18 protein-coding genes are annotated in these 18698 nt (G+C 35.9%); 9 read left to right on the top strand and 9 right to left on the bottom strand.

The window, feature by feature from the left end; translation table 11 throughout:
* Window positions 1-12 precede the first annotated feature (12 nt).
* The 6 genes from ACHZAX_RS19275 to ACHZAX_RS19250 all read right to left on the bottom strand — a co-directional run bounded on the left by ACHZAX_RS19275 (window position 13) and on the right by ACHZAX_RS19250 (window position 7309).
* Window positions 13-1680 (bottom strand): ArnT family glycosyltransferase, encoded by a 1668-nt coding sequence (locus ACHZAX_RS19275; protein ID WP_320020229.1) that lies wholly within the window; start codon window positions 1678-1680, stop codon window positions 13-15.
* 12 nt (window positions 1681-1692) lie between these two features.
* Window positions 1693-2328 (bottom strand): lipid-A-disaccharide synthase N-terminal domain-containing protein, encoded by a 636-nt coding sequence (locus ACHZAX_RS19270; protein ID WP_101311599.1) that lies wholly within the window; start codon window positions 2326-2328, stop codon window positions 1693-1695.
* A complete protein-coding gene (locus ACHZAX_RS19265; RefSeq protein ID WP_101311598.1) occupies window positions 2328-3056 on the bottom strand; it encodes a glycosyltransferase in 729 nt (242 codons plus the stop codon). The genes ACHZAX_RS19270 and ACHZAX_RS19265 overlap by 1 nt, the downstream gene beginning before the upstream one ends.
* A gap of 348 nt (window positions 3057-3404) precedes the next feature.
* Window positions 3405-5315: an LTA synthase family protein gene (locus ACHZAX_RS19260; protein WP_320020228.1), complete on the bottom strand. Its 1911-nt coding sequence runs from the start codon at window positions 5313-5315 to the stop codon at window positions 3405-3407.
* 50 nt (window positions 5316-5365) lie between these two features.
* The gene (locus ACHZAX_RS19255) at window positions 5366-6622 is read right to left on the bottom strand and encodes a sensor histidine kinase (RefSeq protein ID WP_320020227.1); all 1257 of its coding nucleotides are present in this window, start codon (window positions 6620-6622) and stop codon (window positions 5366-5368) included.
* Between the two features lie 3 nt (window positions 6623-6625).
* Window positions 6626-7309, bottom strand: a complete 684-nt coding sequence (locus ACHZAX_RS19250; RefSeq protein WP_101311595.1) for a response regulator transcription factor — start codon at window positions 7307-7309, stop codon at window positions 6626-6628.
* 184 nt (window positions 7310-7493) lie between these two features.
* Here ACHZAX_RS19250 and ACHZAX_RS19245 point away from each other — a divergent pair, with 184 nt between their 5' ends.
* Window positions 7494-8855, top strand: a complete 1362-nt coding sequence (locus ACHZAX_RS19245) for a YihY/virulence factor BrkB family protein (protein WP_320020226.1) — start codon at window positions 7494-7496, stop codon at window positions 8853-8855.
* A gap of 855 nt (window positions 8856-9710) precedes the next feature.
* Here ACHZAX_RS19245 and ACHZAX_RS19240 read toward each other — a convergent pair.
* The 3 genes from ACHZAX_RS19240 to ACHZAX_RS19230 all read right to left on the bottom strand — a co-directional run bounded on the left by ACHZAX_RS19240 (window position 9711) and on the right by ACHZAX_RS19230 (window position 11190).
* A complete protein-coding gene (locus ACHZAX_RS19240; protein WP_320020225.1) occupies window positions 9711-10454 on the bottom strand; it encodes a DUF6261 family protein in 744 nt (247 codons plus the stop codon).
* Window positions 10455-10831: 377 nt separating this feature from the next.
* A complete protein-coding gene (locus ACHZAX_RS19235; protein WP_320020224.1) occupies window positions 10832-11023 on the bottom strand; it encodes a hypothetical protein in 192 nt (63 codons plus the stop codon).
* Window positions 11023-11190 (bottom strand): hypothetical protein, encoded by a 168-nt coding sequence (locus ACHZAX_RS19230; RefSeq protein WP_320020223.1) that lies wholly within the window; start codon window positions 11188-11190, stop codon window positions 11023-11025. Before ACHZAX_RS19230 ends, ACHZAX_RS19235 begins: the two co-directional genes overlap by 1 nt.
* Window positions 11191-11506: 316 nt before the next feature.
* On the opposite strand from ACHZAX_RS19230, the gene ACHZAX_RS19225 reads away from it, so the two are divergent.
* The 8 genes from ACHZAX_RS19225 (at window position 11507) to ACHZAX_RS19190 (ending at window position 18648) form a co-directional block, all read left to right on the top strand.
* Window positions 11507-12271 (top strand): FRG domain-containing protein, encoded by a 765-nt coding sequence (locus ACHZAX_RS19225; protein WP_394698295.1) that lies wholly within the window; start codon window positions 11507-11509, stop codon window positions 12269-12271.
* A 272-nt stretch (window positions 12272-12543) separates the two neighbouring features.
* Entirely contained in the window at window positions 12544-13074 is a 531-nt protein-coding gene (locus ACHZAX_RS19220) for a hypothetical protein (protein ID WP_320020221.1), read from the top strand.
* A 520-nt stretch (window positions 13075-13594) separates the two neighbouring features.
* Window positions 13595-14716, top strand: coding sequence for a Fic family protein (locus ACHZAX_RS19215; RefSeq protein WP_101309796.1), 1122 nt, complete (start codon window positions 13595-13597; stop codon window positions 14714-14716).
* 637 nt (window positions 14717-15353) lie between these two features.
* On the top strand, window positions 15354-15713 hold the full coding sequence (locus tag ACHZAX_RS19210; protein WP_320020220.1) for a VOC family protein: 360 nt from the start codon (window positions 15354-15356) through the stop codon (window positions 15711-15713).
* Between the two features lie 14 nt (window positions 15714-15727).
* Entirely contained in the window at window positions 15728-16189 is a 462-nt protein-coding gene (locus ACHZAX_RS19205; RefSeq protein ID WP_320020219.1) for a MarR family winged helix-turn-helix transcriptional regulator, read from the top strand.
* A 478-nt stretch (window positions 16190-16667) separates the two neighbouring features.
* Window positions 16668-17024: a VOC family protein gene (locus ACHZAX_RS19200; RefSeq protein ID WP_320020218.1), complete on the top strand. Its 357-nt coding sequence runs from the start codon at window positions 16668-16670 to the stop codon at window positions 17022-17024.
* A gap of 158 nt (window positions 17025-17182) precedes the next feature.
* Window positions 17183-17992 (top strand): AraC family transcriptional regulator, encoded by an 810-nt coding sequence (locus ACHZAX_RS19195; RefSeq protein WP_320020217.1) that lies wholly within the window; start codon window positions 17183-17185, stop codon window positions 17990-17992.
* A gap of 155 nt (window positions 17993-18147) precedes the next feature.
* Window positions 18148-18648, top strand: coding sequence for a redoxin family protein (locus ACHZAX_RS19190; protein WP_320020216.1), 501 nt, complete (start codon window positions 18148-18150; stop codon window positions 18646-18648).
* Window positions 18649-18698 lie beyond the last annotated feature (50 nt).

Below are 18698 nucleotides of genomic sequence, written 5' to 3'. Positions count from 1 at the left end.
ACTAATAGTATCCTATTGTTTGATCTTAATTAGGGTCATGTATTTCTGAAAATATGGACTGTAACGTTTATTTCCTTTTGGTTGACGATTGTAATCGTAATGATCGATGGTTTCAAATTCCATATTTTGAAGCTGCAAGTCAGAGAACAATTCCTTAGGATTCTCAGAGGAGAAAACGACAAATGATTTCTCCTTAGGGAATTCAGTTATGTCTTCAGTATTCCACGATTTTACTTCTCGGCCCACTTCCCAAACCATTTCAATTCGAAATTGTTCTTTACCAATACTATATAGGTTTAAATCTTTTATTGATTCGATGTTTCGTGCCTCCCGGATATTTTTAAATTCTTTATTTCTGTTTTGTAAGTTACTGGTGTTTGGTAATATAAATACTTCAGTAATTACCATTAAACAAAGCATTCCAATAACAAAGTTTAGAATGTTTTTGTTTTTCCATGCCATCAGCAATAACAGAAAAATTCCTTCGGAAAGAAGAGCAAAAAGAACAAATGCGAGCAATGATATTTGCTTATCCTGATAGAAAAAGATAAAAATACCAACAGGCATTACAAGAGCAACAATGGCGATCAGCCAAAGGTTAACTCCAAAAATGAGATTGTCCCATTTGTCAGCCGTTTTGTTTTTAAAAACCTGAAATAAGTGCTGAATTAATTGCCCGGCTAGTAAAGCACTGGGAATTAGTACAGGAAGTAGATATCTGTCTTTTTTTTCTGGTATCAGCGATAGCAGTACAACAGCTGTAATGGTCCAGATTAGTGCAAATTTGTATTCTTTTTTGGCGTCGAATCGTTTAAAGGCATATGGAAAAATCAATGCAGAGAAAATGATCAGTGTCCAGATTCCTGATTGAATAGGGAAATTCCAATAGTAATAAAACGGACGAACATGACGGTTCATCCAAGAGCCGGATTCCAGCTTAGCAATTGCGGCTGCTTCATCAGCGTGAACCAAAGAGATAAAAACAGGCCACCAAAAGCTGATCACAACAAAAATTCCAATGGCTAATAAAAGCGGCTGCCATTTTTGTAGAATTACTTTTCCATCGTATACCCATGAATAGGCAATTAAAAATGGAATTAAAACGGCAAAAAATGCTACGGGTCCTTTACTAAGGAATGATAAACCCAAAAAGATACCGGCACCAATAAATAATTTCCAGTTTTTATTTTCTGTTTTCCAGGCTTTATGAAAAAAGAGAATGGCACCAAGCATAAAGCTATGACAGTAAATATCCCAGGTTCCGGTTCTTCCCATATAAACGATATAGAAACTTGATGCTAAAACGAGACTATTACATAAAGCCGCTATTCTGTTTTTATTTAATGATATGGTGAAGAAATACATCAAAATCACCATTAGGGAACTGACCATTGCCGCCGGAAATCGAAGCATACTTACATTTTCGATTCCAAACCAGCTTCCAAATACTGCAGTAATCCATGTAGGAAGCGGCGGTTTTGCCAAGCGCAATTCTCCGTTCATTGTGGGAACCAGCCAGTTTCCTTTTTCAATCATTTCACGGGCAGTCACAAAGTTTCGTGCTTCCATGATATTCACAAAAAAACTACTGTTGGCAAAGAAGAACGCGAAGTAGCAAACTACTAGCAGAAATAATATATGAACAGAAGTTTTGTTCTCAAACAGATAACGTTGAATCATTTTAAGTTGAGTTTAGTGATCTAACTTGTGAGATTGTTTTCGAATAAGTACGATGTTTCTGCAGTAAACCAACATCCCAAAACCCTGACCAAGAAAAAGAACAGGATCTTTTCGATAGAGAGCATAAGATAAGATCATGATTGATCCGATGATGCTGATGACCCAAAAACCCATAGGAAGTACCGATTCTCCTTTACGTTCAGAGTAGATCCATTGGTAAACAAAACGGAAAGTAAAGGTAATTTGTCCAGCTACCCCCCAAATTAAAAGAAGAGTTGGAATGTCTTCGTTTTTAAATAATTGCTGATAGTGAAATCCCCAGTTTTTTAGCATGAAAGCTAAAACAACAACAGGAGTTATTATGGCAATTAGCCGCGTTAATATGGGCAAGGTTTTCCAATTGTTCTGGATGTGCAGATTTCGGATGTAAATGGAATAAGCAATCACTTGTCCCATAATAATGGCAAAATCATCGCGCAGCAAGCCGTAAATAAACAGCATCCACGAAGCCAAAATACTGATTTGCCAAAATAATACCGGAGATAAGGTTTTTCCGGCTTTTTCAGATTTTACCCACTGCACAATTAACCGCGCTGAAAACAGAGCTTGTGCAAAAAAACCAATGGCGTAAATATATATGCTATCCATTAGTTACGAGAAATAATTTCGTAATTAATGTAACGTTTTTTCATCCAGCGATAAGCGAAACAATCTTTAAAAGGGCCAACCAAACGGTTGAAAAGATGGTATTTGGCTTCGCCTGCAATTCTTGGAAAATGACGTACCGGAATTTGTTTTATTTCACCTTCCTGCAACATGATTAAGGCTGGAATAAAACGGTGCATTCCTGTAAAGAAAGGCATTTTTTTAGCGTAATCGGTTTTCATTATTTTCAACGGACAGCCAGTATCTTCAGCGGTATCCTTAGTCATATAACGGCGAAATCCATTTGCAATTTTTGAGCTCATGTTTTTCACAAAGCTGTCTTTTCGGTTTTGACGAACACCTGTTACCAGAGCAAACTCATTTCGATGTTCCATCAACAAATCAAAATCGAAAGGTGTAGTTTGTAAATCAGAATCAATGTATCCAACAAAAGGTGTGGTTGTGTTATCAAAACCAGCTTTAATGGCTGCACTTAAACCATGATTTTTATTCAATTCCAAATAAGAAAAACGATCAGAATTATTGCAAATATCTTCAATCATTTTTTGACTTCCATCCGATGAACCATCGTTCACAAAAAGTACTTTTGAGGCATATTTTGAGCTTGCAAAGTAGGCTGTAAATTCCTCTTTTACACGCTGCATATTATCTTCCTCGTTAAAAACGGGAACAATGATCGTTAATTCGAATTCTTTTTCTTGCTGGCTCATTAAGTTTTGTTTAACGAATTGGTAGTGGTTATAAGCATTGCCAAACAAATCACAATACAAATAATACACTTTTTTTAAATATAAATTTTTTCAAAGATATGAATTGAATGTGTACTTTTTGTTTGAAATAAGTAAAAATATAACGGGATGAGATGGTTTCTTTACTCGCAAAAGTGAATTTTTTGCCGGGACTTAAAAAGAGGAAACGGGACATTTTTAAATTTAGGAGCTAATAATACAACCACAGAGGTTGTACTATTAGGGAATCCCTTCATTTTTATTTAGTCTTCTTTAAGGCGTTTCAAAATTAGTTTTGCAGAACAGCGCCAATTTTGGGTATTAGGTTTTTTAGTTTTTAAAAGAATATTTTTTATTGTGAAAAAGATAACTGGCTGTTTGATAGTAAGTAATTGCATCTTTTAATTCGGCCGGATTTATTTGTTCTGCATCCTGTTCTTCTCCGGATATTTTAAAAGATTCGGTTCGTTTTACAGGCAATTGAACAATCAGCTGATTGTTTTGCAACAAGCCAATTTTTTGATATGTGCCAATTAATGCACGGTTTGGTTTCTCGAGCAAAATGTCTTTACCAAAAAATTTGGATGTGTAATCCATATTTAAAAGACCCAGAATAGTCGGAGCAAAATCAATTTGAGAAGCCATTGTACTGTTTTCGGATGGCTGAATAATATTCGGAGCATAAATAATAAGCGGAATGTGGTATTTATTTACCGGAAGAGATGTTTTTCCTGCACTGGAAGCACAATGATCTGCAACAATTACAAAAATAGTATTCTTGAACCATTCGTGATCTTTTGCTTCACGAAGAAATTTAGCAATGGCATAATCAGTATACTTAACAGCACCGTTTCTTCCTGTGTGCGATGGAATATCAATTTTTGAATCAGGATAAGTATAAGGACGATGATTGGATGTTGTCATGATAAAATTATGAAAAGGTTTTCCCTCTTTATAACTGCTGTCGGCCACCTGACATGCTTTCGCAAACAGATCTTCGTCGCAGACACCCCAGGCATTTTCAAATGTAATTTCACTGTCCGGAAAATCTTTTCGATCAACCACATTGTATCCGTTGTTTCCAAAGAAGTAGTTCATGTTATCAAAATAACCGTTTCCGGCATAAATAAAGCTTGAATTATAACCTTTTGAGGTCAATATATTTCCAAGGGTAAACAAACCTTCGTTTTTTGGTCGTTTAACGATCGAAAATCCAGGAGTTGGCGGCAAGGAGAGAGTTAGTGCTTCCATTCCACGAACTGTACGGGTACCAGTAGCATAGAAATTGGTGAAAAAAAGCGATTGCTGAACAATCGTATCCATGTTGGGAGTAATATTGTCTTTTCCGCCAAAACGAGTAAAAAATGACCCGCTCAGACTCTCAACAGTGATCAGCATTACATTGTATTTTTTATCGTCGCCCGGATAAGTAATTTTTCGGCTGACATCGAAAACATCCTCACTTGTAAATTCACTGTTTGATGTTTTTATCAACTTTCGAAGGTTTGTAAAAGCCTCTTTATCATCGATTGATTGATAAAAGGAATTGTAGTTAAGCTCATTGTTTCGAAAGGCTGCGAAAATCTGATAAATTCCGTTGTGAGCCAGCTCATTGGAGTATGTGTTTTTAGTTATTTCTGCTGAACTTTTATTGATTGTGTAAAATGCAGCAAGAGGGAAGATCCACAAAATAACACAGGTGGTAAGACGCTTAACAAATCGGGATTCTGAATGGATACTATGGTCGAAATTCTTTTTAACCAAAGCAAAGATTCCTCCTGAAACCAATAACATACCTAATAGGATAGCAGGCATTGGGTAAGACTCCCGAATATTGGAAATAACTTCGTGAGTGTAAACCAGATAGTCAACAGCTATAAAGTTGTATCGCACACTAAACTCTTCCCAAAAAAACCATTCGCCAATTCCCGAAAAAACTAGAATTCCAATTGTTACAATAAAAAACACATAAGAAATCCAGCGATGGATTTTGGAGTTAAATATTTTATCAGGAACAAACAGCAGATAGATTGTAAAAGGAATGATAAAGTAGGAAATGGTTACCAGATCGTAAAATAAGCCTATGCTGTAAATTTGGATAAACCGAATAAAGCTAAGATCAACATTTTGCAAATCAGTAATTAATAGAATGGTGCGGATCAGGAATGAGATTGCAAGGAAAATAAAACCAAACAAAATAAGACCACCAAACCGACTACGCAGGATATTTTTGAACTTCATATTTTATAAATTAATACGAGCCAAAAAAACAACCTGATTCTAACAAAAAACTAACAATTCTGTAATTTGAAGGTAAATAAGTGTTTAAAATCCTTAAATGAATAATTGATATCAATTTTATAATGGTCTGCTATTTTTTTTACAATAGCCAAACCAATTCCTGTTGATCCAACATTTTGGCTTTCCGTATAAAACCGATTAAAGATCATTTCGGGTTGGTTAATGGCTTGTTCACCCGAATTGGCAATTGTAAAATAATCATTTGCCAGATAAATCGATATTTCTTCACCATTCTTACTGTGTTTTATGGCATTTACAAGAACATTCTGAATCAATAAGTTGGCTAATCTTTTGTCCATTAACAATTGGCAGTTGTCTGCAGCAGAAAGAGAAACCAGTAGGTTTCTATCTTGTATTACATCCTGAAATGAATTGATCCAATAGTTGAAAATTTGATTCAGGGAGACATGATCTCTCTCATTGAATTGTTCGTGGTCAATTTTTGCAAGCAAGAGCAGTGCTTTCGAAATGCCTGAAAGTTTATCTGCAGAAAGATATATTTCCCGTATTGTGTCGATTGTTTTTTCATCTAAATTGGAGTCGGAGAATAAGTTTTCACATTTATTTCGGATAACAGCAAGAGGAGTTTGAAGTTCGTGGGCAGCATTGGCAGAGAATTCCTTAGTTGCTGTGTAATCCTTTTCCAAACGACCCGACATCATGGAAAGCACCTGGTTTAAATCATCAAACTCATTAATTCCGGTAGCTGTCAATTCCAATTTTGATGGAGGAGTAAAAGAATAAGATTTTATTTTCTCAATATTGTCATTAAAAGTTTTCCACAGCGAGGTATTTAACCGACGTGTAAATAGCAGTAAGCCGATAAAAATCAATAATAGTACACTGGATATCAAAGAAGTGAAAATTGTGAGAATATCATCGAATTCCATCAGCATTTGCCGTGTTGTAATTCGATAATGTTTGTTACTAATTGATTGATAGGTTGTGAATTCCCTGTAGGGAGTTAGTTTATTCTGGTACAAGTCCAAAATCAATGTGTCCTTCTCAGTATTCGTTTTAATTTCTGAGGAAGAAATGGGAGTAATTATGTCGGTAGGGTAAATGCTCTGAAATTCTCCTTTTTCTTTAAGTACCTCAAAAATTTCTTTAGCTTCAAGCCTTAATTGCTGGTCAATTTCTTCTTTTAAAAAGTAATTGCTCATGGCAATAATTACCACATCAGCTATTAGAAATACCAGAATACCATATTTGAAATAGGATCTGTTAATCTTAGTTAATAGTTTCATTTTTTAAGGATTATCTAATTTATAGCCAAACCCATGAACAGTTTTGATGTAATTTTCTCCGGTATGATTTTTGATTTTTTTTCGGAGCCGGTTGATGTGTGTGTAAATAAAATCGGAGTTATCCATAAAAATCGGATTTTCGCCCCACACATGTTCAAATAAACTCTCTTTAGTAAGAACTCTATTTTTATTTTCGATAAAATACAGCAGTAAATCAAATTCTTTTCGGCTAAAATCTACTTGTTCGTTCCTGATTCTCACTTGATGGGAACGGGTATCAATTTCCAATTCGCCAAAGCTTAACACCTGATTTTCTGCTTGAAAGTTTCTCCGCACAAGTGCATTGATTCGTGCATTGAGTTCGGAAAGATGAAATGGTTTTACTAAATAATCATCAGCACCTAAATTTAGACCATCAACCCGGTCCTCCAGCTTATCGCGGGCCGAAATGATAATCACACCCGTATCGGACCAAATTGATTTGATAAAAGAGATGCAATCCAATCCTTCACCATCTGGAAGTCCCAAATCAAGAAGTACAATGTGGAAAAATTTTTTATCGAAAAGAGATTTGCCGTCCTTAATCAGCTCCGCACAAGTACATTGAAATCCACAACTTGAAAGATAATCAGCTAAGATCTTTTGCAGCGAAAGGTCATCTTCAATAATTAGAATTTCTTTTTTCATGATGATGAGAGATAAGAAGTAAACTTAGTTCTTACAAACTTAAAAAAAGGGAAGAAGATTTCTTAATAGAAAAAGATTTTTTGCTTTTTTTGAATCAATCAAATGGCAGGATTTTGAAATTATTGGTAAATCTTTGCCTTTTATGTAAATTCGAACTCATAAATCAGCTGCTAAAAAACAAAAAATGAAGAGTCTTCGTAATTATTTCGATATCGTAATGAATTTTTTGAGTCGTGGAGTATGGAACATGCGCTTAAAAGAATTGTCCGGTCCCCGTTATTTTTTAATTCGGCAATTACGGATTTACCTTTTGGCTATTAAAGGCTTTTACGAAGACAAATGTCAATTGAGGGCATCTGCCTTAACTTTTTACTCCATTTTATCGGTGGTGCCTGTCTTGGCTATGGGTTTTGGAATTGCCAAAGGATTCGATTTGGAAGAAAAGTTAGAGAAGGAGCTTATCGCCAATCTTTCAGGTCAGGAAGAAGTTTTGAACTGGCTGATTGAGTTCGCGAACAAGATGCTGATCAATACAAAAGGATCATTGGTAGCGGGATTGGGATTTGTTATCCTGTTTTGGTCGGTATTAAAGGTTTTAACCAATATCGAGGAATCATTTAACGACGTTTGGCGAATAAAGAAAGGGAGAACCTGGGGGCGCAGATTCAGTGATTACACTGCGATCATGATTTTTGCACCCATTTTACTGATTGGTTCCAGCGGCGCAACAGTTTTCTTAAAAACCATGATTAAACAGGTAACCCAAGGCAATACGTTAATGGAGGCAGTTGGGCCGTATCTCAGCTTTCTGATTAATTTAACTCCTTATTTTTTGGTTTGGACTTTATTTACCATGCTGTACACTTTTATGCCGAATACGCATGTGAAATTTAAATCGGGTTTGCTGGCGGGAGTTATTGCCGGTACAATTTATCAAATATTTCAGGTTTTATACATCGAGTTTCAGGGGATGGTTACAACCTATAATGCTGTTTACGGTAGTTTTGCCGCCTTGCCGCTGTTTTTAATGTGGTTGCAGATGAGTTGGTTGGTGGTTTTGCTGGGCGCAGAAATTTCGTTTGCCGAGCAAAATGTTGAAAATTACGAGTACGAAACAGAAACCTCCAAAATAGCATACGACTACAAACGCTTGTTAAGCATATATGTTCTGCATTTAATTATCCATAATTTTAAAAAAGATCAGGTGCCAATGCTTTCTCAGGATATTTCTCATCGATTACAGATGCCTATCCGTTTGGTACGGGAAATTCTTTTTGATTTGATAAATGCCAGATTGGTAGCAGAATTAGTAACGGATACAGACAAACAAATTGCATACCATCCGGCTTTTGATATCAATACCATGTCGGTAAACAAAGTGATTGATATTTTGGAGAGTACAGGATCCGATAAGATTCCTGTTTTGGAGACCGAGACATATATCGAACTAAAATCTATTTTGCAGGACTACCGGAATTCAGTTTCGTCGAGTCAGCAAGAGACACTGTTGAAGGATATTGATTTGGACAAGAAGTTTACCGCATAGTACCCAAAGAATACCAGAGTGGCTATTTGCTTTTTTTCTCCCTCTCCTTGCAGGAGAGGGCTGGGGTGAGGTTTTACAAGACTCCAAATACAATGCGATTCATGAATCAAGTCCCAAGTATCAAGTAAAAAAAAAGAGTCTAATGCTTTCTTTCCGGACTTTGTATTTTGTTTGTGAATACTGAGCCTGAAGGGCTCGAATATAATAGCCTGGGGTAAATGAGCGAAGCGATTTCCACCCCAGGTATTTTGACGTATAGTGGACTCGTCGCAGGTAAAAATTTGAATAAAGGAGGCGTTTCCACATGCGACGAAAATGCAATGCGATTCATAAATACAGTATCAAGTCCTAAGTATCAAGTAAAAAAAGAGTCTAATGCTTTCTTTCCGAACTTTGTATTTTGTTTGTGAATACTGAGCCTGAAGGGCTCGAATATAATAGCCTGGGGTAAATGAGCGAAGCGATTTCCACCCCAGGTATTTTGACGTATAGTGGACTCGTCGCAGGTAAAAATTTGAATAAAGGAGGCATTCCCACATGCGACGAAAATGCAATGCGATTCATAAATACAGTATCAAGTCCTAAGTATCAAGTAAAAAAAGAGTCTAATGTTTTCTTTCCGAAATTCTCCTTTTTTAAGGGGAGATGCCGGCAGGCAGAGGGGTGTTTTTCTTGGCGAATGCAAATTTGCCATTCTTGTATTACCCCAAACCCCTAAAGGGGCTTAAGGGAAGCTACTATTGATTCAAATTCGTACAGACAAGTCCCTTGTAGGGGATTTAGGGGTATTCAACAGCAAGCAAAAAAAAAGCAAACCCGCCCAGGTTTGCTCTTCTTATAAATAGCCCATTGTTTTTATTCTGCAGGAATCTCTTCTGAGGCGGCTTTCGATCGAATGCTTTTGCGGATTTGCGCCTTAGCATTCACGGCCTCGATGGTCTCGGTAATTACACCAAGAATCTCCTGGTAGATTTCCGGCATTGCTTCGACTGCATTTTCGAGATGAGGCAGTAATCTTTCATTCACAATTTTTCTCACCTCATTTTTTAGTGCCGAAGGAGCCGTAATATTCTCTTTAACGGCATTTGCCTCCATCATTTTCGAGTAAGCTGTTTCTAAATCAGAGGTCGATTGTTTAAACTTTTCAACTCTGGGACTAACAGCAATCAGATTGGCAATTTTCGCCTTAAATTGCGCACTGTCTAAATTACCCAGCAGCGCTTTGCTTAACGCCAATTGTTTCTCGCAGCTCTGTTTATGAAGATTCAAATTATGCGACTTTAATAAGCCCCAAACATCAACAGCATCCTGCACCAGATTCGCATCGGGCAAATACGTATTTGCCTTTACAAACTGCTTTAAGCACACAAAATCGTTGTCGGCAATCTCATCCTCTTTTCTAAGGTTCTCGGCCAAAGCACCACTAAGGCTGTACTCAATCGACCGGGTAAGATCTTTATTTGTCGTTCCCAAATCTGCAATAATATGGCTCAATATCTGGTCGGCCGACCAATCTTTTTTGTCCAGTTCACCAACAATAACACTTGTGCCGGTGCTGACTTCATTGCTGTCGCAATAATGATAATAGTTTATAGTCATTCTCTCTGATAATTTTAGCGAAGTCTGAGCCGGATAGGTAAAAAGCGGTGCAGAGCTTCTGTGTTAAAAATGTTTTGTGTTGGATATTTTTGGGCTATCGGACAGCTAATCTACAAAATCAATCTAACAGTAAGCATGTTTTTAGTGAAAAATACTATGATAATTTCAAATTGCATGATTTAAGTGCTTACAGCTTCGGCATTTCCATCAATCTATTTTATTATCTGATTTTATTGCCATGATATAGTAAAATTAAATGCTTAAATGTATTTAACGACTATTTATGTGATGTTTCGCCAGGTATGCATCAAAAATTCTTCCGGTTTCAGTTTCAACTCACATGCAAAGCTTGTTTTTGAATTGTATAAGGCCTTGTTTCATTCAAAAACATCGATTTTCGCATTGTCTGCAGCCTTTTCTCTTACGAAAAGGCCAAAAATGAACTCATATTCGCATTGCCGAAGAGAAAATGGACAGCTTGTCATGCCTGTAAGCCATTTATTTTGAGTTGACAGCCATTTTTGAGCTAAAAAGACCGCTGCCGAAGAGAATTTGATCACATTTGCCATCAAATTGCCCGTTTCACATCAGAATTGCCCACAATTACATTCAAATTGCTCATTGCCGAAGAGAAAACGCTCAAATTTGCACAAACGAGTTCATTTCTGATCAGAAATCTGCCAATTTGTCCTTCACTTATCAATGCCGAAGAAGAATTCCCGTTTTTAGCACTCATTTGTGCAAATTCTCTTCGGCGGCGATCTGCGAAAATATATTTATGGTTGAATATTTAAGAGCAAAGCTTTCAACTTTCCGCTCAATCGCTTATGGCAACTAAAAACCTTATAAATAGTACCCCGATAGTGATTATAATTTGCTAGATTTGGGCTTGTGAATTGTAAATAGCTGCACAATATACACCCATACGGCATGTATTGTGCACCTTTTTATTTGATATAGTAGAAAAAATGTATATACACATTCACAATCGTTGAGCAACCATATAAAAAAAACATCCTACAACCATGGAATTTAGAGAGGTAAAGCATGTAATGACAAATATTCAGCCTGTTAAATCACTGAGTGAATATATAAGTGCGGTTAATTACATAAGCCATACTTTCACTGACAATTTGTGGTATCGAGGGCATGCTAAAGGTAGCTATCAAAACCTTCCAACTATTTTAAGAAAAGATACATGGATAGATGATGATTACTCCTATCGGACTGAATATGACATTCTGAAATCTTTCAAACGAAAAAGTAAGATTAAAAAGGAAACAGATTACGAGTATCTGCATTTGATGCAGCACTTTGGTTTACCAACAAGGTTGCTCGATTGGACTGAAAGTTCATTGACAGCGTTATTCTTTGCAATTGAGAATGCAAAAGAATGCGACCATCCTGAAGTTTGGATAATTGACCCTTGGGACTTTAACGCTGTTCTGCATAAAGAAAGAATAATATTTGACTTTTATGGGAAACAGGTTCATGAGAAAGTCGATAGCTTTATAAACCCACCCAACGACAATATTAATAATATGCCTGAAATGCCAATTGCAGTTATACCTTCTTTTTATGATGACAGAGTAATTGCTCAAAAAAGTGGATTTATTCTATTTGGGAAAGAAAAAACTCCGATTGAAGAATTAGTGCAAAGAGACGATTATTTTAATCTTGCAAAAATTCAAATCAGTACAGAATATGTATCAGATATTCTGATCGATTTAAATATGGCAGGTATTGACTATCATTCTGTGTTTCCTGACTTAGATGGATTAGTTAAGCAAACAAAAATGAAATGGAATTTAAAATAAATACGGTTGCTAAAAGCTAAATTGCATGGGCGTCGATGAGCAGTTCGATTGTTTAGTACAATTAATGAACACCAGCAAGCCAATTAAAATTGGTTTGTTTAAAACCAATAAGACCAAAGGACACAAACGAAAAAATCAACAAATTTTAATAGTTCTTGAGTTAACAATTAAGACTTAAAAAAAATCAAAAACAATTAATGGAAACCAGAGCCCATTAAAAAAAACGGGGAGACACCGAAAATCCATAAGAGTAGGAAGTAAAAAAACGAATTATGAAAAAAACAATTTTGACCTTAACCGCAATTGTCTTCGCTTTTAGCACCTTTGCCAATGACATTTTAACCCTCAACAATGAAATGGTTTTTGAAGGAAAAGTAAAAAGAATCAAAGACTGTGCAATTGTCTTCAAATCAGAAGGTAATAAATACATTGTTCCTGCATCAGAAATATATTCAATTGAATTTGAAAATGCAGAAGATAAAGTTTATACAAACTATCTGGAAATGCAAGCTGACGAAGAAAACAAATGTTTTAATGCAAGACTTGATGCAGAAAACTATCACGGCAAAAAGGGTGGTCACTTTGTTTTAGGAGTATTATTTGGACCATTTGCAATAATAGGAACTGCATTGGCCAATCCAACTCCTGAAAAAGGGAAACAGACCTATATGATGTCTAAAAACAAAGACCAATTCAGCGACCCTGAGTATTTAAGTTGTTACAGGAAAAAAGCAAAAGGACAGCTTATTGGAATGGAAGCTTTAGGTTGGGGCGCCTGGATATTATTGGTTTTAGCCTTATAAGCAGAAATTCAAAAAACCAGCCCATAACAACTAAGCCTTCGTGTGGCAGGAATTGCCCAATAGTTACGGTGAGTTGATGGAATCGGTGACAGAATTGGTACTTTACGGGGAATGGTCTGTTTTTCGAAGCTTTTAGGAAAGGGAACTTGCTATGGAGAGATCTTTTACATGCCGTAATTACAAAGAATAATAGAAAGTTGTAGATCAGTCTGCAGCTTTCTTTTGTTTTGGATTTCTTTGGCCATAAAAGTTACTTCCCCATCTCTGATATCAGTTAATTTATGGTTGAAACGAACCCAAACAAGAACCAAAAGTATTTTCAATTTTTATGTATGCTTAAAACGGCGATATTTAAATCCTAAATGGGTAGTCAAATTAGTTTTTAGACGGACTGCTGTTACCGCCAAGCATGAAAAAAACAGTAAATGCGGAGATTATCTTTAATAATGCGAGCATATTTTGCGGAGAATATAGTTTTTGCGACGAATAAACTTTATATTTGTCGCAAAATTTGCAGAGAATGAAAACCTACATACACGAAAAAGACGATTGGACATACTTCACTTGGAATAATCAAGAAGTGATGATGCTTTTAGGAAAAGCTAGAAACCTGCAAGGAAAACTTCTTGGAAAAATGGAATCTCTGGGTTTTGACCTACAGAATGAAGCAGTATTAAATACACTTACTCTGGACGTACTTAAATCATCAGAAATTGAAGGTGAGTATTTGGAAAAAGAACAAGTCCGTTCATCCATTGCAAAAAGACTGGGCATTGACATTGCAGGTGCTGTTGAATCAGAACGTAACGTTGAAGGGATAGTGGAAATGATGCTTGATGCCACACAACGTTATCAATTACCGTTAACAAAAGATAGACTTTTTGGATGGCATGCATCATTATTTCCTACTGGTTGGAGTAACCTTTACAAAATAACAGTCGCAGACTGGAGAAAAGATGCAACTGGTCCAATGCAAGTTGTATCTGGTCCAATGGGAAAGGAAAAAGTTCATTACCAAGCTCCAAATTCTGAGAGAATAGAAAGCGAAATGCAAAAGTTCCTACATTGGTTTGAGTTTGAAAACCGAACTGATTTAGTGCTAAAAGCAGCAATTGCACATTTATGGTTTGTAACAATTCATCCTTTCGATGATGGAAATGGGCGTATTACAAGAGCAATAACTGATATGCTTTTAGCTCGTTCGGACAATAGTATCAGGAGGTTTTATAGTATGTCTGCTCAAATCAGAATTGAAAGAAAGCAGTATTACGAAATCCTTGAAAACACTCAAAAAGGCAGTTCGGACATTACTGGATGGATTGTTTGGTTCTTAAAGTGTTTAATAAATGCTATTGATTCTACAGAAGAAACATTATCTAGAGTTCTCTTTAAAGCTGAATTCTGGAATTTACATTCAACAACTATTCTGAATGAAAGACAACAAAAAACGATTAATAAACTACTAGATGGTTTTGACGGGAAATTGACTACTTCAAAATGGGGAAAAATTAATAAGTGCTCGCAGGACACTGCTCTCCGGGACATCCAGGATTTAATAAATAAAAATATTTTGCAAAAAGAAGCAAGTGGTGGAAGAAGTACAAATTATGAATTAAAACAAATACCAGGTGGTAACAACTAAGCCTTCGTGTGGCAGGAATTGCCCAATAGGTACGGTGGGTTGATGGAATCGGTACTTTACGGGGAATGGTCTGGTTTTCGAAGCTTTTAAGAAAGGAACTTGCTATAGAAAGATTCTTTTACATGCCGTAATTCCAAAGAATAATAGAAAGTTGTAGATCAGTCTGCAGCTTTCTTTTGTTTTGGATTTCTTTGGCCATGAAAGTTACTTCCCCATCTCTGATATCAGTTAATCTATGGTTGAAACGAACTCAAACAAGAACCAAAAGTATTTTCAATTTTTATGTATGCTTAAAACCGCGATATTTAAATCCTAAATGGGTAGTCAAATTAGTTTCTTGACATACTGCTGTTGGCTTTCATTGCAAGATTAATAAATAACGGACGCCCAACAATGTATATACAAAATAGCCGAAATAGCATTGAACTCAAGGACTGTAGCCCGCTGCAACTTTCTTGTAACTTGACATAAAAGTGCTGCGCTGTCGGCTACTATTCTTACTACTCAACGTTAACGGTATTGCTCAGATGTTGCTCCAAAATATTTATTAATGACTTTTGACAATTGAAAAACAAGATTATTTGGACATTGTTGTCGAGTATATTATATTTGCAACAACATTTAAAATTTATTCAAGATGAAACAATTGACATTTGCATCACTACAAGTGAAAAATTTGGAAGCATCAAAAGACTTCTACACAAAAAAATTAGGATTTGAAATTGACAACTCGAATCCACAAGCCTGTGTTTTTAAGTACAATCAAGGACAAGCAAGTTTTGCTATCCGCACACCACTTGAACCAATAGAGGAAAAAGAATTGGGAATTGGTGTCGCTCTTTGGTTTGCCGTTACCGAAAATGTTGACGAGCTGAAAGAGAAATTTGTTGTAGGTGGAGTAACTACTTCAGGACCAATTGTCGAGACGCCTTTTGGCAGAGCATTTCATGTAAAAGACCTTGATGGCTATAAATTAACTTTTTTGGAAACAAAATAACCAATTGATGAGAAATGGCTAAAACAATAGAATTTAAGTTTAAAGCCCCAAATGAAAGTCCTGGTTATCTTTTAGGGCAATTGACACAATTGTGGCAACGAAAACAGAAAAAGGTTTTAGACCCATTAAACCTTACTCAGACGCAATTTATCCTTTTGTCGGCATTAGCTTGGCTTTCTAGAGAAAACGATAATGTAACACAAGTAGACATCGCTAATCAAGGAAATGCTGACAGAATGATGGTTTCCAAAGTTTTGAGAACATTGGAGGAAAAGAAATTTGTCAGCAGACAAGAACACCAAACTGACACGAGAGCCAAAGTAATTAAATTGACAAATGAAGGTTCAAAAGTTTTACAAAGAGCTTTAACTGCAGTTGAAAATGTCGATATAGAATTCTTTTCTGTTTTAGGCAATGATCTAACTTTGTTTATTCAAAGTATGATAAACTTGACTGAGCTAAATAACGATGAATAAAAATCACTAACAACTAAGCCTTCGTGTGGCAGGAATTGCCCATTAGTTACGGTGGGTTGATGGAATCGGTGACGGAATTGGTACTTTACGGGGAATGGTCTGGTTTTCGAAGCTTTTAGGAAAGATCTTTTACATGCCGTAATTCCAAAGAATAATAGAAAGTTGTAGATCCGTCTGCAGCTTTCTTTTGTTTTGGATTTCTTTGGCCATGAAAGTTACTTCCCCATCTCTGATATCAGTTAATTTATGGTTGAAACGAACTCAAACAAGAACCAAAAGTATTTTCAATTTTTATGTATGCTTAAAACCGCGATATTTAAATCCTAAATGGGTAGTCAAATTAGTTTCTTGACAGACTTACGTTCTGGGCAAGGTTGAACAGCATAACCCAAAGATGTCTCATTTCTCCAATTTTGCGAATGAATGAGAACTTACTTTTGCAGAGATAATATTAATTTCAAATTAAAAAACAATCAAAATGCAAAAGTTAATTTCATGGGTAGAGATACCCTCAGTTGATTTCGACAGAGCTGTAAAATTTTACAATACTGTGTTTAAACTTAATTTACCGAAAGTTGATTTTGGACAAGAAAAAATGGCTTGTTTTCCTAATGATGAAGGAGCTATTAGCTATGCTCCGAATTTCAAACCGTCTGAAAATGGCGTGATGGTCAGCTTTACTGCACCTGACAATATTGAAACAACAATTCAAAGGATTGAAACCAATGGCGGAAAAGTTTTACAGCCCAAAACAAAAATTGAAGTAGAAGGACGAGATTATTTTGCTATTTGCATCGATATAGAAGGTAACAAAATCGGCATTTACGGTAAATAGATTAAACAGAGGATGTCCAAAAAGTTCAATCTTATTGTCATTCTGAGCTTGTCGAAGAATCTTTATCTTTGAAAAACAGATGTTTCAACTTCGCTCAACATGACGTTTTCGAGTGAAACTTTACTTTTTCGGACATCCTCTTTAAAATTGCAATGTATATGTCAATAGAAATAGCAAAACCGTCACAAATTTTGCAGCCATACATTAAACAATATTGGTGTATTGAGAATGTTTTGCTCAATGGAGAACATCATATTCAGCGAGTAATTCCTAGTGGTTTGCCAGAATTGACATTGTATCTGGGTAATAGACCTAAAATCATTGGGTACAAAAATGATTTTGAAGACAATCTCATACTAAGCGGACACCAGAAAGGATTTTATGATTTGCAAATTGAAAATAAATTGTCAGTTTTTTCAATTGTATTTCAACCACAAGGATTAATGGTTTTTTTTCGATTGCCGTTAACCGAGTTGTATAATGAGAGCATTCCATTAAAATACCTGAACGAAAAATTAGAGCAAGAAATTTTGTCAAAGTTGACAAATGAACACTCTTTTGAAAAAAGAATTCAAATCATAGAAAGCTATTTCATTGAATTACTAAAGGAAGAGTATAATAGGTTTGAATTTGCGAGGATTAATCACGCAATAAATATGATCAGGCTGTCGCAAGGTAAAGTTTCAATCGAAAATCTTGCTTCTGAAACTTGCCTTAGTAGAAAGCAATTTGAAAGAAAGTTCTCTTATTTAATAGGTACAACACCTAAGAAATATTTAAGAACAGTAAGATTGCAACTGTCATTATATTTGAAAAGCAGGAATGAAAATCTAAATATAACAGATTTAGCTTATGAAAGCGGACATTACGACCAAGCACATTTCATTAATGAATTTAAAATTCATACTGGATTCACACCAAAACAATATTTTGATAGTAATGCCGCTTACTCAGATTTTTTTGAATAACAAACCCAGCCCATAACAACTAAGCGTTCGTGTGGCAGGAACTGCCCAATAGGTACTGTGGGTTAACTCCCCGTGGCCACACGATTGAATCGTGTTGTAATTTAAACAAAGACAATAATAAAATTTGTATCTTCTGCTTTACAAAAACACTTGCCATGAGATACTTACTAGCCATTTGTTTATTCCTTATCACATTATCCTGCTCAAACTCTGCCGAAAAGGGGCGGATGATCAATTCCAAAAAACTAAGCCAACTCATTTCCCAAAAGGATAAAACCTTGGTATATGTTTGGACCACATGGTGCAGTGGCTGCCGCAAAACATTGGCCGAAACGCTGCCCAGACTTCAGGAAACTATCGATACTTCCGAATATCAGATACTGCTAATTGCAGCAAGTAAAAACAAAGAAGAAGTTGATTCTTTAGTTTCCGCTTCGGGCTTACAAATAAATTCCTGGTTTCTCGATTTCACTGGTCCCGACAAAGGTGTGTTCCAGAATTTGGGCATTCAGTTCCTGTTGGAAAAAACCTTTCCGAAGGCTGGGATATTTACCCGGGCTATTCCCGTTTTCTTTCTGGTTGACAGAAATGGGAAAGTGCTGAACAAAAAGTTGCCATATTCCTACGATGAGGCTATTCGTCTGTTAAATAAATAGTTGTGTTTATATCGCAGTGTTTATCATTTCTTAAATTCATTATAAACAGT

Source organism: Labilibaculum manganireducens, assembly GCF_963665805.2.
Lineage (GTDB): Bacteria > Bacteroidota > Bacteroidia > Bacteroidales > Marinifilaceae > Labilibaculum > Labilibaculum manganireducens.
This window is presented reverse-complemented; position numbering and strand designations above follow the sequence as displayed.